Source organism: Blastomonas sp. 34TW (assembly GCF_059803595.1).
The window spans coordinates 46,382-60,763 of the sequence record NZ_JAPFGW010000005.1; the positions used below are offsets into that span (position 1 = coordinate 46,382).

At 64.9% G+C, this 14,382-nt stretch carries 14 protein-coding genes; 3 read left to right on the forward strand and 11 right to left on the reverse strand.

Features of this window, described 5'->3' with window-relative positions:
* Positions 1 to 6: 6 nt before the first annotated feature.
* On the forward strand, positions 7 to 306 hold the full coding sequence (locus tag OPU69_RS08065; RefSeq protein ID WP_066285029.1) for a putative quinol monooxygenase: 300 nt from the start codon (positions 7 to 9) through the stop codon (positions 304 to 306).
* 2 nt (positions 307 to 308) lie between these two features.
* Here OPU69_RS08065 and OPU69_RS08070 read toward each other — a convergent pair whose 3' ends face one another.
* From OPU69_RS08070 to leuA, 3 genes are all read right to left on the reverse strand, one after another.
* Positions 309 to 1,220, reverse strand: coding sequence for a hypothetical protein (locus OPU69_RS08070; RefSeq protein WP_498510272.1), 912 nt, complete (start codon positions 1,218 to 1,220; stop codon positions 309 to 311).
* 87 nt (positions 1,221 to 1,307) lie between these two features.
* Positions 1,308 to 2,282: an NAD(P)H-dependent flavin oxidoreductase gene (locus tag OPU69_RS08075; RefSeq protein WP_066285034.1), complete on the reverse strand. Its 975-nt coding sequence runs from the start codon at positions 2,280 to 2,282 to the stop codon at positions 1,308 to 1,310.
* Between the two features lie 227 nt (positions 2,283 to 2,509).
* Positions 2,510 to 4,174: a 2-isopropylmalate synthase gene (leuA, locus tag OPU69_RS08080; protein ID WP_498510274.1), complete on the reverse strand. Its 1,665-nt coding sequence runs from the start codon at positions 4,172 to 4,174 to the stop codon at positions 2,510 to 2,512.
* A gap of 311 nt (positions 4,175 to 4,485) precedes the next feature.
* Between leuA and OPU69_RS08085 the strand changes: the two genes are divergently transcribed.
* Positions 4,486 to 4,959: a YHS domain-containing (seleno)protein gene (locus OPU69_RS08085; RefSeq protein ID WP_060977235.1), complete on the forward strand. Its 474-nt coding sequence runs from the start codon at positions 4,486 to 4,488 to the stop codon at positions 4,957 to 4,959.
* A gap of 132 nt (positions 4,960 to 5,091) precedes the next feature.
* Here OPU69_RS08085 and OPU69_RS08090 read toward each other — a convergent pair whose 3' ends face one another.
* The 8 genes from OPU69_RS08090 to miaA all read right to left on the reverse strand — a co-directional run bounded on the left by OPU69_RS08090 (position 5,092) and on the right by miaA (position 13,447).
* Positions 5,092 to 5,724: a YceI family protein gene (locus OPU69_RS08090; RefSeq protein WP_060977234.1), complete on the reverse strand. Its 633-nt coding sequence runs from the start codon at positions 5,722 to 5,724 to the stop codon at positions 5,092 to 5,094.
* A gap of 85 nt (positions 5,725 to 5,809) precedes the next feature.
* On the reverse strand, positions 5,810 to 7,069 hold the full coding sequence (locus OPU69_RS08095) for an adenosylmethionine--8-amino-7-oxononanoate transaminase (protein ID WP_498510277.1): 1,260 nt from the start codon (positions 7,067 to 7,069) through the stop codon (positions 5,810 to 5,812).
* Positions 7,066 to 7,683 (reverse strand): dethiobiotin synthase, encoded by a 618-nt coding sequence (gene bioD / locus OPU69_RS08100; RefSeq protein WP_498510278.1) that lies wholly within the window; start codon positions 7,681 to 7,683, stop codon positions 7,066 to 7,068. The genes OPU69_RS08095 and bioD overlap by 4 nt, the downstream gene beginning before the upstream one ends.
* A complete protein-coding gene (locus tag OPU69_RS08105; RefSeq protein ID WP_498510515.1) occupies positions 7,680 to 8,816 on the reverse strand; it encodes an 8-amino-7-oxononanoate synthase in 1,137 nt (378 codons plus the stop codon). Before OPU69_RS08105 ends, bioD begins: the two co-directional genes overlap by 4 nt.
* Before the next feature lie 10 nt (positions 8,817 to 8,826).
* Positions 8,827 to 9,846: a ketol-acid reductoisomerase gene (gene ilvC, locus OPU69_RS08110; protein WP_066285042.1), complete on the reverse strand. Its 1,020-nt coding sequence runs from the start codon at positions 9,844 to 9,846 to the stop codon at positions 8,827 to 8,829.
* A 147-nt stretch (positions 9,847 to 9,993) separates the two neighbouring features.
* Positions 9,994 to 10,509, reverse strand: a complete 516-nt coding sequence (ilvN, locus tag OPU69_RS08115) for an acetolactate synthase small subunit (protein ID WP_060977229.1) — start codon at positions 10,507 to 10,509, stop codon at positions 9,994 to 9,996.
* Positions 10,509 to 12,257 carry a biosynthetic-type acetolactate synthase large subunit gene (ilvB, locus tag OPU69_RS08120; protein WP_060977228.1) on the reverse strand — a complete coding sequence of 583 codons (1,749 nt, stop codon included), beginning with the start codon at positions 12,255 to 12,257 and terminating at the stop codon, positions 10,509 to 10,511. Before ilvB ends, ilvN begins: the two co-directional genes overlap by 1 nt.
* A 224-nt stretch (positions 12,258 to 12,481) precedes the next feature.
* Positions 12,482 to 13,447 carry a tRNA (adenosine(37)-N6)-dimethylallyltransferase MiaA gene (gene miaA / locus OPU69_RS08125; protein WP_498510281.1) on the reverse strand — a complete coding sequence of 322 codons (966 nt, stop codon included), beginning with the start codon at positions 13,445 to 13,447 and terminating at the stop codon, positions 12,482 to 12,484.
* Between miaA and serB the strand changes: the two genes are divergently transcribed.
* Positions 13,434 to 14,318 carry a phosphoserine phosphatase SerB gene (gene serB, locus OPU69_RS08130; RefSeq protein WP_498510283.1) on the forward strand — a complete coding sequence of 295 codons (885 nt, stop codon included), beginning with the start codon at positions 13,434 to 13,436 and terminating at the stop codon, positions 14,316 to 14,318. The two genes, miaA and serB, sit on opposite strands and share 14 nt — an antisense overlap.
* Positions 14,319 to 14,382: the final 64 nt, after the last annotated feature.

Sequence of the window (14,382 nt, forward strand, 5' to 3'; positions counted from 1 at the left end):
CTCGCCATGATCGTCATCGCCGGTTTCTATCGCTTTCCGCTCGACCAGATCGAGGCAGTGAAACCTGCCATGGCGAAGATGATCGCGCTCAGCCGGGCAGAGCCGGGCTGCGGCCATTATGCCTTCTCGTTCGATGTGGTCGAGCCCGGCATGGTGCGTGTCAGCGAGTCCTGGGCGGATGAGGATGCGCTGAAGGCGCACGCGGCGAGCGCGCACATGGCCGAATGGCGCGCCGCCAGCGCGGCGCACGGCATTCATGATCGCACGATCACCGCCTATGAGGTGACCGGCGAACGCTCGCTTTAAAGTCAGCAGCGCAGCCCCAGCGTCCGCTTCTGCATGTCATAGGTCAGGCTGGCGCAGCCTTTCAGGAACGCGCGTCCCGCGACGATGCGCAGGTCGACATCCTCTTTCTTGTCGCCGACGACGACGATCTCGTCCGAATCGCCGCTGGCCTGGTCGGCCGCGGCAATACCGCTGGCATCGCCATAATCGCTATAGCGCACATCGGCGGTAGCAAGCTGGCGCGGGCCCAGCGCGATAGGCTCGGCCAGCGTCATTTCGCGGGTGGGGCGTTGGATGCCGTAAAAGATCAGCGTCTGGCGGGGTTGGCCGGTGAACTTGCCGCCGCGATACTGCGCCAGCCAGTTGCCGGTGGGCGCGCTGACCAGAGTCTCGTCACGCGCCAGGCTGAACTGGAACCGCACCTTCTCGTCGCCAAGGCTCAACGTGGTGCCGACACCCAGGCGCCCGAGAAAGCCGAAATTGTCGAGTGGCAGGCTGATCTCGCGTGCTGCCGCGCTCGCCTCGCCAAGCCGGAAGGTGACCTTCTTGTAAGGCAGCGAAGCAGGGCTGATCGTACCGTCGGCGATGGTCGAGCTCTGCCGATCGGTCCAGAAGATGCGCTGCTTCTTCTCGCCTGCGCCATAATTGACCCGGTGTACCGACGAGTTGCCGTTGATCTTCTCCGGCCCCACCATGCTGCGAAACGCGATCATGCCGGGCTTGAGGCCAAGTTTCGCCGCGACATCGGCGTTGAGCGTCGGCGCTTCTGCGGCTTCGGGCCGTACCTCCAGCCGCAGCGGCTGCCCGTTGATCGTGACATCGATGATGTTGTCGCCGGACAGAACCAGCTCGTCCGGCAGGGCGGGCCGCGCCTCGGCCTGCGCAGAAGAAGCAAGAACCAGTGCAACAATGGTGAAAGTGGAAGCGACCCGCATGTAAAAACTCCCGTGCTGAATGAACACCACGGGAGCTATACTAATATCGGGAATGCTGACCGGCAGATGAACTGCCGTGCGTTACGCTCAATAATTCGTGCGTGCCAGCAGCGACGCCTTGGCCGCCTGATATTCCGCCGTCAGACGGGCAACCATGTCGGCAACGGTATCGACCTTGCCGACCGCGCCGATGCCCTGGCCGCTGCCCCAGATATCGCGCCAGGCCTTGGCTTCGGTATTACCCCCCGAACCGAAGTTCATCGTGCTGTAATCGCCCTTGGGCAGATTGTCGGGATCGAGCCCGGCATTGACGATCGACTGGCGCAGGTAATTGCCCGACACGCCGGTGAACAGGTCCGAATAGACGATGTCCGCGGCCCGCCCTTCGACGATGCCGTTCTTGTAGCCGTCGGTCGCGCGCGCCTCTTCGGTGGCGATGAAGGCAGAGCCGATATAGGCAAAGTCCGCGCCCATGGCTTGTGCTGCGAGGATCGAGGCACCGCAGGCGATCGATCCGGAAAGCGCGATCGGCCCATCGAACCAGCTGCGGATTTCCTGCATCAGCGCGAAGGGCGAGATGGTGCCGGCATGGCCGCCCGCGCCTGCGGCGACAGGGATCAGCCCGTCCGCGCCCTTTTCGATCGCCTTGCGCGCGAAGCGATCGTCGATCACGTCGTGCATGGTGATGCCGCCCCAGTCGTGCACCGCCTTGTTCAGGTCCTCGCGCGCACCGAGCGAAGTGATGATCATCGGCACCTGCCACTTGGCGCAGGTCATCAGGTCGGCTTCGAGCCGGTCGTTCGACTTGTGCACGATCTGGTTGACCGCGAAGGGTGCTGCGGGCTTGTCCGGGTTGGCGCGGTTATATTCGGCCAGCTCTTCGGTGATCTGGTGCAGCCATTCGTCAAGCTGTGCCTGAGGGCGCGCGTTGAGCGCCGGGAACGAGCCGATCACGCCCGCCTTGCACTGGGCAATGACGAGCTCCGGCCCGGAAATGATGAACAGCGGCGACCCGATGACGGGCAGGCGCAGGTTGTCGCAAAGCGGGGATGGCATGGTCATGGCGGGGACATTAACCTGGGTTTCGTTGGTGTCCAGAGGCAATTAAGCGTGCGATTAAGTTTTGATTGGGGATGGGTTTGGACGGACAAAATCCTTCCCCAGCTCGTCTGGGGGAGGGGGACCATCCGCAGGATGGTGGAGGGGCTCTTTCCGATGCTTGCTTGAAGAGCCCCTTCACCATTTGCTGCGCCAACGGTCCGCCTCCCCGAGACAAGCTCGGGGAGGACTTAGAGCTTCTCGAGCGCGCTCAGCACCGCCTTGATCGAGGCGGTGGCGACGTCTTCATCGACGCCGACGCCGAAACAGGGCGACCGGCCATCGATCGCGCACTCGACATAAGCTGCTGCGCGCGCCTTGGAGCCCGAGCCGATGGCGTGCTCGCGATAATCGGCAATATCGATCGCGATACCGAGCGCCGAGGATAGCGCATCGACCACGCCCGAGATCAGCCCGTTGCCGCGGCCGCTGACCGGGATTTCCTTGCCGTCCGCCAGGATGCGCCCGACGAACAGCCGGTCGGCACCTGCCTTGCGCTCCTCATAATCGACCAGCCGGTACTTGCCGGTGCCACCCAGATGATAGCGCTGCTGAAAGGCCTGCCAGATGTCGGCCGAGCTCAGTTCCACGCTCTTGGCATCGGCGAGCGCCTGCACGGTCTTGCTGAAATCGGCCTGGAGCCGTTTGGGGAGCTTGAGGCCCTGGTCCTGCTCGAGCACCCAGGCCACGCCGCCCTTGCCGCTTTGCGAATTGACGCGGATCACCGCCTCGTAGCTGCGCCCGATATCGGCCGGGTCGAGCGGCAGATAGGGCACGGTCCAGAGCCGGTCGTTGCGCTTTTCCTGCGCGGCAAAGCCCTTCTTGATCGCGTCCTGGTGGCTGCCCGAAAAAGCGGTGAACACCAGTTCGCCCGCATAGGGGTGCCGCTCGGGCACCTTCAACTGGTTGCAATATTCAACCGTCTTGACGATCTCGTCCATGTCCGAAAAGTCGAGGCCAGGGTGCAGCCCCTGCGTGTACATGTTGAGGCCCAGGGCCACGAGATCGACATTGCCGGTGCGCTCGCCATTGCCGAACAGACAGCCCTCGATGCGGTCCGCACCCGCCATCAGGCCGAGCTCTGCCGCAGCGATGCCCGATCCGCGGTCGTTATGCGGGTGCAGGCTGATGACCACGCAATCGCGCTTGCTGATATGGCGGCACATCCATTCGATCTGGTCGGCATAGATATGCGGGCCCGCAGCCTCTACCGTGGCGGGGAGGTTGAGGATCAGCGGCTTGTCCGGCGTCGGCTGCAGCACCTCCATCACCGCCTCGCACACCTCCAGGCTGAAATCGAGCTCGGCGGTGGAAAAGGTCTCGGGGCTGTATTCGAAATGCCAGTCGGTTTCAGGATATTTTGCCGCCTGTTCCTTGAGGATGTTCGCGCCCTCGACGGCGATCGCCTTCACGCCCGCGCGATCGAGCCCGAACACGATCTCGCGCCACGCTGGCGATACGGCATTGTACAGGTGCACGATGGCGCGGTGGACGCCGGCCAGGCTCTCGAAGCTGCGCTCGATCAGGTCGCGGCGCGACTGGGTGAGCACCTGCACGGTGACGTCCTGTGGGATCTTGCCGCCATCGACCAGCCCGCGGATGAAGTTGAACTCGGTCTCGCCGGCAGACGGGAAACCGACCTCGATCTCCTTGAGGCCGATCTTGACCAGCAGGTCGAAGAAGCGCTGCTTCTTCGCGCCGTCCATCGGATCGATCAGCGCCTGGTTGCCATCGCGCATGTCGGTGGAAAGCCAGCGCGGGGGCGCGGTGATGACCGCATCGGGCCAGGTGCGGTTGGGCAGGTCCACGCGGGGAAACGGTCGGTATTTTTGCGAAGGATCGGTGAGCATCGGCATGAGAGAAGCGCCCTGTCTGAATGGCTGTGCGATAGGCAGGCCGGGGCATGAGCGCAACCGGCTTTGCGGGTGTTCCGAGAGGGAAATGCCCTTAGGCGCGGGGCACGCCAGACTGGCGCGCACAAGGTCAGCCGCGCCTAAGGGCGCGTAAGTCGCAGACCAAGAAGGAGGGCGTGGGGCTTCATTTCGGAAGCGTCATTGCGTCAAATGGAGGCAACGCGCAATAAAAAAATCATTCGCCGGGTCATGAAACCTGAGCCGCGCTTCGGGCGAACCGCAGGCCATTCCCTGACTCGAAAGGTATTCCAGCGATGAAACACATGATGACGGCGCTCGCCCTCGCGCTTTCCGCAACCGGTCTTGCGATGGGCAGCGCAGCCCTGGCAGGACCGGTCTATACCGGGCTGCAGGGCGATGTCGCGGTCGGTGGCTATGACGCCGTGTCCTATTTCACCGGCGACGGCACGCCTGCCAAGGGCTCGTCCGAATTCGCGGTGCGCCATGGCAATGCCGTCTATCATTTCGCAAATGCCGAAAATGCCGCGAAATTCCAGGCGGACCCAGCGCATTACGCGCCGCAATATGGCGGGCATTGTGCCTGGGCGATGGCGCGCGGCTATCTCGCGCCGGGCGACCCGCTGCAATCGCGCGTGGTCGACGGCAAGCTGTACCTGAACTTCAACGCCGAGGTGAAGGCCAAGTGGCTGCAGGATATTCCGGGCTTCATCGCGAGCGCCGACAGGAACTGGCCGGGCTTTCCCGACGACGCGAAATTCGGGGGGTAGCCTATATCCACTTCCGCTCAGCCTGAGCAGCGGGCGCAGCCCGCGTCCGTCGAAGGCCCCGCAATACGGCTGGCGTAGGCGCGTGGCCTTCGACAGGCTCAGGCTGAGCGGCGTGGGTTCAAGCGTGTTGCGTTACTGCTTCTCGAACGCCACGCTGATGTCGAGCTCGACTTCGTCGCTCACCACCGGCAGGCCATACATGATACCGAAATCGCTGCGCTTGATCGTCGTCTCGGCCTCGAAACCGATCGTTTCCTTCTTGTTGAACGGGTTGGCGCCTGCGCCGGTGAATTCGGCGTCGAGCACGACTTCCTTAGTCACGCCGTTCAGCGTCAAGTTGCCGGTGATCTTGGCGGTCATTCCGCTGGCGACGACCTTGGTCGAGACGAAGCGCGCATCAGCGGGAGCGGGGCCGAAGAAGTCGGGCTTGCCGCCATCCTTGCCGGCGCGCAGCAGATGGCTGGTGAGGCCTGCGCTTGCCGTCGTGACCTTGGCGACGGGGATGGTCACGTCAACCTTGGCGGCATTGGGATTGGCAGGGTCGATGGTCAGCGTGCCCGCGACATCACCGAAAATGCCGAAATAATCGTTGAAGCCGAAATGGTTGACCTCCCAGCCGATCAGCGAGTGGCCGGGGTCGGTCTTGTAGGTGCCGGCGGTGACGCGCGATGCGTCCTTCTGGCCGGGCAGCTGCATGCCCTGGCCGATCAGCGGCGTGGTGGCGACAGCGGCGGCGAGAGCGAGAATGGCGAGGGTCTTGCGCATGACGAACTCCTTGGGAGGGGGAAGGAAACCGGAAACTGTGGCTCCGAGGCTCCCAAGTCAATCATTGTTCCGCGCAACGCAGCGTTTACGTTTTGCGCTCAAGGCCCTCGCGCACCACGGCATAGACATGGGCCAGCTGTTCGCGCGTTATGCAATAAGGCGGCATGACATAGACGGTGTTGCCCAGCGGCCGGATCAGCACGCCGTGCGCCTTGCCGAACGCGTTCAGACGCACCGCCCAGTTCGACAGATAGCCACTGGTATCGGCAGCAAGATCGAACGCGGCGATGGTGCCGCATTGGCGCGTGCTTTCGACCTTGGGATGCGATGCGATCGCGGCGAGCTCGGAGGCCTGCATCGCGGCCAGCCCATCGATCCGCGCCTGCACCGGCTCGTCGCGCCAGATGGAAAGGTTGGCCACCGCCGCCGCGCAGGCGATCGGGTTGGCGGTATAGCTGCTCGAGTGGAAGAAGCAGTCGGCGCGGTCCTGCGACCAATGCGCCATGAAGATGTCCTCGCGCGCCATGGTGACGGCGAGCGGTACCGCCCCGCCGGTCAGCCCCTTGGACAGGCACATTATGTCGGGCACCACGCCCGCCTGTTCGCAGGCGAGCAGCGTGCCGGTGCGGCCCCAGCCGGTCATCACCTCGTCGGCGATGAACAGCACGCCATGGCGGGCGCAGATTGCGGCCATCTCGGCGAGAACGCGCGGCGGGTAGAACAGCATCCCGCCAGCACCGAGCACCAGCGGCTCGACGATGAACGCCGCTGCGCCCGCCTTGCACGCCGTTTCGAGCGCGTCGAGCGTCGCCTGTTCGGCCCCGGCCCCGGTGGCGGGGAAGGGAATGCTGGTCACATCGAACAGCAGCGGCGCATAGGGCCGGTTGAACACGCCGCGCGCGCCCACCGACATCGCGCCGATGGTATCGCCGTGATAGCTGTGCTCCATCACGATGATGCCCTGGCGCGATTCTTTCCGGTTATGAAAATAGCCGAGCGCCATCTTCAGCGCGACCTCGACCGCGGTCGAGCCTGAATCGCTGAAGAACACGCGGGTCAGCGCCTCGGGCATGATCGCGGTCAGGCCGCGCGCCAGCGCTTCGGCGGGCTCGTGCGTCCATCCGGCAAAGATGATCTGGTCGAGCCGTTCCGCCTGCTCGCGGATCGCCGCCATGATGCGCGGATGCGCATGGCCGTGCGTCGTCACCCACCAGCTCGAGATCGCGTCGATCCACTCGCGGCCATCGGCGCCGTGCAGCACCGCGCCTTGCCCGCGCGCGATCAGCGGAATGTCCTCACCCAAGCCATGCTGGGTGAAGGGATGCCAGACGGGAGAATCGCTCATGCGAAATCGGCGATGTCGAAACCGGCGATGAAGGCCGCCCGCAAGGATTCGGGCATGATTTCGGGCAGCATATCGAGCCGACCCAGACGGCGAATGCCGGACATTTGCGCGATCGTCGTCTCGCTGTCGGGCATCGCCTCGCCAATGAATGCGATGCCATGGATCGGCACGCCGCGCGCCTTTAGCACCTCGATCGTCATCAGGCTGTGATTGATCGTGCCGAGCGCGGTGCGCGCGCAGACGATCACCGGAATCTGCCAGCGCGCGAAGATATCGGCATAGAGCACCGATCGCGTCACCGGCACCAGCGCGCCGCCTGCGCCCTCGATCACCAGCGGTGCATCAAGCTCCGGCGGGGTGAGCGCCTCGGTATCGATCTCGACACCGTCGATCTCGGCCGAACGGTGCGGCGAGAGCGGGCTCACCAGCCGCCAGGCTTCGGGCAAGGTGGAGCCGGGCACCATGCGCTCGACGAACTGGGTGTCGGTTTCGTCCTCGATTCCCGATTGAACGGGTTTCCAGTAACGGGCGGAAAGCGCCTGGGTCAGCGCAGCACTGAACACCGACTTGCCGATTCCGGTGTCGGTGCCTGTCACAACAAATCGCGGTTTCATGCGGGGGTCATGATCCTGTCGAGTGATTCGGAGAGCGCGCCGATATCACCCTTTGTCACGTTGCGGGTAATCGAAATTCTCAGGCGCGCGGTGCCCTGCGGCACGGTCGGCGGGCGGATGCCGCGAATGTCGAAGCCCTGGCGCTGCAATGCCGATGCGATGCGCATGGTGCGCGCATCGTCGCCGATGATGACGGGCAGGATCTGCGTGTCGGACGGTGCTGCGCCGAGCCTGGGGGCGAGCAGGCTGCGCGCTTCGGCTACACGCGCGAATAGGTCCTCGCGCCAGTCGTCATGGCTCGCCACCAGGCCGATCGCCTTGCGCACCATATGCGCGACCAGCGGTGAGGGTGCGGTGGAAAAGATGAACGGGCGCGCGCGGTTGATCAGGAAATCGATCGCGACGCGGGGGGCGCAGATCAGCGCGCCCTCGCAGCCCAGCGCCTTGCCGCAGGTGTGCAGCGTGATGACATTGGGCTGCCCGGCCAGCGCCTCGGCAAGGCCACGCCCGCCGGTGCCGAACACGCCGGTCGCGTGCGCCTCGTCAATGATCAGGATGGCGTCGTGCCGGGCCGCGACCTGCGCCAGATCGGCGAGCGGCGCGCGGTCACCGTCCATGCTGTACAGGCTTTCGACCGCGATCCATGCGCGGCCCGTGCCGCCAGAGGTGCGCCAGGCGGTGATGGCATCGTCGAACGCCTGCGGGTCGTTATGCTGGGCGGCGCGCGTCTCGGCGCGGCCGAGCTTCATTCCGTCATGCGCCGATGCGTGGATCAGGGCATCATGGACCACCAGGTCGCAGCGCTGCGGCAGCGTCGCGAACAGCGCCGCGTTGGCGACAAAGCCCGTGGCCATGAACAGCGCCGCTTCGGTCCCGTAATGTGCGGCGGCCTCGGCCTCGAGCGCCTCGTGCGCCGGATGGTTGCCGCGCAGCAGCCGCGATCCGCCCGATCCTGCGGGCAGGCCGAGCGCCATGCCTTCGCGCAGCGCATCGTGCAGCAGGGTGGAGCCGGCAAGGCCCAGATAGTCGTTCGAGGCAAAGTCCTTGCCCGAACGCGGCGCGAGGCTGCGCAGCCTCGACCCCCTTTTCAGGGAGTCGAGCTGTGCAGCCTGTTCCTCGAAAAACGCGTTGATGGGCAAGGGCTCAGTTCTTGGCCTTGTCCACCAGCTTGTTCGCGCCGATCCACGGCATCATCGCACGCAGCTGCGCGCCGGTCTTCTCGATCGGGTGCGCGGCGGCGAGCTTGCGCGCCGCTTTCAGCTCGGGCTGGCCGGCGCGGTTGTCGAGCACGAAATTCTTGACGAAACGGCCCTGCTGGATGTCTTCCAGAACGCGCTTCATCTCGGCCTTGGTCTCGCTCGTGATGATCCGCGGGCCGGTGGTGATGTCGCCATATTCGGCGGTGTTGCTGATCGAATAGCGCATGTTGGCGATGCCGCCTTCGTACATCAGGTCGACGATCAGCTTCACTTCGTGCAGGCACTCGAAATAGGCCATTTCGGGCGCATACCCTGCTTCGGTCAGCGTCTCGAACCCGGCCTGGATCAGGTGGGTCAGGCCGCCGCACAGCACCGCCTGCTCGCCGAACAGGTCGGTTTCGCATTCCTCGCGGAAGTTGGTCTCGATGATGCCGCTGCGGCCGCCGCCGACGCCGCTTGCATAGGCGAGCGCGATGTCATGCGCATTGCCCGACACGTCGCGGTCCACGGCGATCAGGCAGGGCACGCCGCCGCCGCGCACATATTCGCTGCGCACGGTATGGCCGGGGCCCTTGGGTGCGATCATGATCACGTCGAGATCCTCGCGCGCCTCGATCAGGCCGAAATGGATGTTGAGGCCGTGCGCGAAGGCCAGCGCCGCACCGGGCTTCATGTTGTCGTGATAATCGGCGGCATAGATCGCGGCCTGGTGCTCGTCGGGCGCCAGGATCATGACGATATCGGCCCAGGCGGCAGCTTCCGCGTTGCTCAGCACCTTGAAGCCCGCGCCTTCGGCCTTGGCGGCGGTGGCGCTGCCGGGGCGAAGCGCGATCGCGACATCCTTGACGCCGCTGTCTCGCAGGTTCTGCGCATGGGCATGGCCCTGGCTGCCATAGCCGACAATCACGATCTTCTTGTCCTGGATCAGCTTCAGATCGCAGTCGGAATCATAATAAACGCGCATAACCTTCTCATTCCCTGTCTTATCTCCTCTCCCTTTACGGGAGAGGATACCGAAACTTGGCAGCTTGCTGCCTAGTGGAGGTTGGAGAGGGCCCCCTCTCCCTGGCGCTTCGCGCCTGTCCCTCTCCCGCAAGGGGAGAGGGGTAATTCAGCCCGCCACCGCCCCCCGGGTCATGGCGACGACCCCGGTGCGGGCGACCTCGACCAGCCCGACCTCGCGCATCAGCGCGATGAACTGGTTGATCTTCTCGACCGATCCGGAAATCTCGAACACGAAGCTGTTGGTGCTGGTATCGACCGGACGGGCGCGGAAGATGTCCGCCAGGCGCAGCGCCTCGATGCGATGTTCGCCCGTGCCTGCGACCTTGATCAGCGCCAGCTCGCGCTCGACATGCGGGCCGAGCTCGGTGAGGTCGGCGACGCGATGCACCGCCACCAGACGGTCGAGCTGCGCGATGATCTGGTCGATCACCGCAGGCGGGCTCACCGTCACGATGGTGATGCGGCTGGTCGCATGGTCCTCGCTGATATCGGCCACCGTCAGGCTTTCGATATTATAGCCGCGCGCGGTGAACATGCCGGCGATCTTGGCGAGGATACCCGCCTCGTTGTCGACCGTGACGGTCAGGACGTGCCGCTCGGACGCGGCTTCACGGATATGCATCAGACCAGCGCCTTTGCTTCGTCTTCCATCGTACCGGCGACTTCATCGCCGTAGAGGATCATGTCGGTATGCGCCGCGCCAGACGGGATCATCGGCAGGCAGTTGGCGAGCTTGGCGACGCGGCAATCGACCATCACGGGACCCGGATGATCGATCATCGCCTGGATGCCGCTATCGAGCTCGCTTTCGTCCGAAATGCGGATGCCCTTCCAACCATAGGCCTCGGCGAGCGCGACGAAATCGGGCAGCGCGTCGGAATAGCTTTCCGAATAGCGGCTTTCATAGGTCAGCTGCTGCCACTGGCGCACCATGCCCATATATTCGTTGTTGAGGATGAAGATCTTGACCGGCAGGCGATATTGCGTCGCGGTGCCGAGTTCCTGGATGTTCATCTGGATCGAGGCTTCGCCCGCAATGTCGATGCACAGGGCATCGGGGCAGCCGAGCTGCGCGCCGATCGCGGCAGGCAGGCCATAGCCCATTGTGCCGAGACCGCCCGAGGTCAGCCATTTGTTCGGCTGTTCGAAGCGGAAATATTGCGCCGCCCACATCTGGTGCTGGCCGACCTCGGTCGAGATGATCGGGCTCTGGTCCTTGGTCAGGGCATAGAGCCGCTCGATCGCCAGCTGCGGCATGATCTCGGACTTGTTCGCGGGATAGGCCAGGCACTCGCGCGTGCGCCATCCGGCGATCCGCGCCTTCCATTCGGAAAAGTCGCGCGGGGCATGGCCGATGGCGTTCAGCTGATCGATGATCTGCTGCAGCACCGTCGCGCAATCGCCGACGATGCCGAGATCGACCCGGACGGTCTTGTTGATCGACGAGCGGTCGATATCGATATGGATCTTCTTCGAATTGGGCGCGAAGGCATCGAGCCTGCCGGTGACGCGGTCGTCGAAGCGCGCACCGACGCAGATGATCAGGTCCGCGCGGTTCATCGTCATGTTGGCTTCATAGGTGCCGTGCATGCCCAGCATGCCCAGCCAGTCGGGATGCTCGGACGGGAAGGCGCCGAGGCCCATCAGCGTCGAGGTGACCGGCGCATTGGTCATCGCCTGAAGCTGACGCAGCAATTGCGTGGCATCCGGTCCCGAATTGATGACGCCGCCGCCCGAATAGATCACCGGACATTCCGCCTCGGTGATCATCCGCGCCGCCGCCGCGATATCGTCGGCTGTGCCTTCCTTCACCGGTGCATAGCGCATGTTCGGGCGGGCAGGGGTGTCGCCATCATGCGCTGCGGTGGCGACCTGGACGTCCTTGGGGATGTCGATCAGCACCGGGCCCGGGCGGCCCTGGGTCGCGATATGGAAGGCCTCGCGTACCGTCGAGGCGAGCCGCGCAGGGTCCTTCACCAGATAATTATGCTTGGTGCAGTGGCGGGTGATGCCGATGGTGTCGGCTTCCTGGAAGGCATCGGTGCCGATCAGCGTGGTCGCGACCTGGCCGGTGATGACGACCATGGGGATCGAATCCATCAGCGCATCGGTGATGCCGGTGACCGCATTGGTCGCGCCGGGGCCGGAGGTGACGAGCACGACGCCAGGCTTGCCGGTCGCACGGGCATAGCCCTCTGCGGCATGCGCGGCGGCCTGTTCGTGGCGCACGAGAATGTGGCGCAGCGACGGGTGGCCGAAAATCGCATCGTAAATCGGCAGCACTGCACCGCCGGGATAGCCGAAAATCACTTCGACGCCCTGCTCGACCAGCGTTTCAACCAATATCTGCGCGCCGCTCAATTCGGCCATGATGCAAGCCTTACTTCGTCATTAAACCGCAGCCCGCTTAGACAAGCTGGGCCGATGTTGCAAAACCATATGCTGCCTTGGGTGCCGCATCCCTGCCTTGAGCAAAAAAGCACCCGGCGCAGACGGGCCGCGCCGGGCAGGGTGAATATGCGACGTGTCAGAAGGGCGCTGGCAGCAACGCCTGACGAGGTCGATCTATGCGACATAAAATGCCGTGTCAACAGCTAAATGCGAAATAAAATATCAAAATCTAGTCTATCGCTATCCGAATATGGCTTTGTATACCGTTGCCAGCTCTCCGGCGGCTGGTTGCGGAACCAGGTATATTGCCGCTTGGCATATTGGCGGGTGGCAAGCTGGCCTGCGGCGAGCGCGGCCTCGCGCGTCAGCTCTCCGCGTATCATCCCGGCAATTTCGGGCACGCCGATCGCGCGCATCACCGGCAGATCGGCGTCGAGCCCGCGCGCCAGCAGCGCCTCGACCTCCTCGACCGCGCCCGAGTCCAGCATCGTGGCAAACCTGCGGTCGCAGCGTTCGACCAGCCAATCGCGCGGCGGCAGCAGGATGAGCGGCTTGAGCGCCACTGCATCGCCGATGCCACCCTGCTTGCGGGCCTGCCAGCTCTTGAGCGTCTGCCCCGTCGATCGCACGACCTCGAGCGCGCGCGCGACGCGGGTGGTGTCGGCAGCGTTCAGACGCGCGGCAGCCTCGGGGTCTTCGGCCTGGAGCGCGGCGTGCGCGTCCACGACCGGCAGCGCGCGCACCGCCTGCCGAATCGCGGGATCGATGGAAGGCACGGGCGCGATGCCCTCGAGCAGCGTGCGCAGGTACAGGCCGGTGCCTCCGACCAGGATCGGCAGCGCCCCTGCCGCATGCGCTGCCGCAATCTCTGCGCGGGCATCCTCCGCCCAGCGCGCGGCGGAACAGGCCTCAGCCCCGTCGATATAGCCGAACAGCCGGTGGTCGATGCCCCCCATCTCCGCAACGCTCGGCCGCGCGGAAAGCACCGCCAGATCCGCATAGACCTGCGCGCTGTCGGCGTTGATGATGACCGCCTGCTGCCCGCGCGCTTGCAGAAATTGCGCGTACCCCACCGCCAATCCGCTCTTGCCGCTGGCGGTGGGTCCGGCAATAAGCGCCAGCGCCGGGCGGGTGTCTCCGGCGGTCTCGGGGGAAATGTTCGTGCCCATCGCCGCGCTGATAGCAGCAGATAGCCTGCCTGCGGGAGAGCTAAACGCTGCCGCCGACCGATTGCATGCCGCCGGGCTGGTGATCGGCGAATCGCGCTGGATCGAGCCTGGCAAGGTGGGCGAACTGCACTTCACCGGCGACCGCGCGGCAGGCGATGCCGCGTTGGCCGAATATCGCAACACTGCCGACGTGCTGGTGCTGGACGATGACGCGCGCGGCGTACGTCTGCTGGTGTCCGACATGGACAGCACGATGATCGCCAACGAGTGCATCGACGAACTCGCCGATTATGCCGGGGTCAAACCGCAGGTCGCCGAGATTACCGAGCGCGCGATGCAGGGCGAGCTCGATTTCGAGGCGGCGCTGCGTGAACGTGTCGCATTGCTCAAGGGGTTGAGCGAGCATGTCATCGGCGATTGCCTGGGCCATCGCATCCAGCCGATGCCGGGTGCGCGGGTGCTGGTGCGCACGCTGCGCTCGCGCGGGGTGGATTGCGTGCTGGTCTCGGGCGGGTTTCACTCGTTCGCCGACGTGATCGGTGCGGAGCTGGGCTTCAACGCGGTGTTCGCCAACCGGCTGGTGATCGAGCATGGCCATATGACCGGCGCGCTCGAAGGCGGCATCGTCGACGCCGCGCGCAAGGCGGCGATCCTGATGGAGCAGGCGGTGGGGCAGGAGATCGAGGCGGCGCAGGTCATCGCGCTGGGCGACGGCGCGAACGACATCCCGATGCTCAAGGCTGCGGGCGCAGGCATCGCCTATCACGCCAAGCCCGCCGCGATCGCCGCCGCCGACGCGCATATCGCGCATGGCGACTGGACAGCGCTGCTCCACGCGCTGGGCATCGCGCGGGCCGATTGGAGCGAATAGGGGTTGGGGTGTGTTCGACCGACCGGTGTACTCAGTGGCGGATGAGCTGTTTGAAGTTTAATCC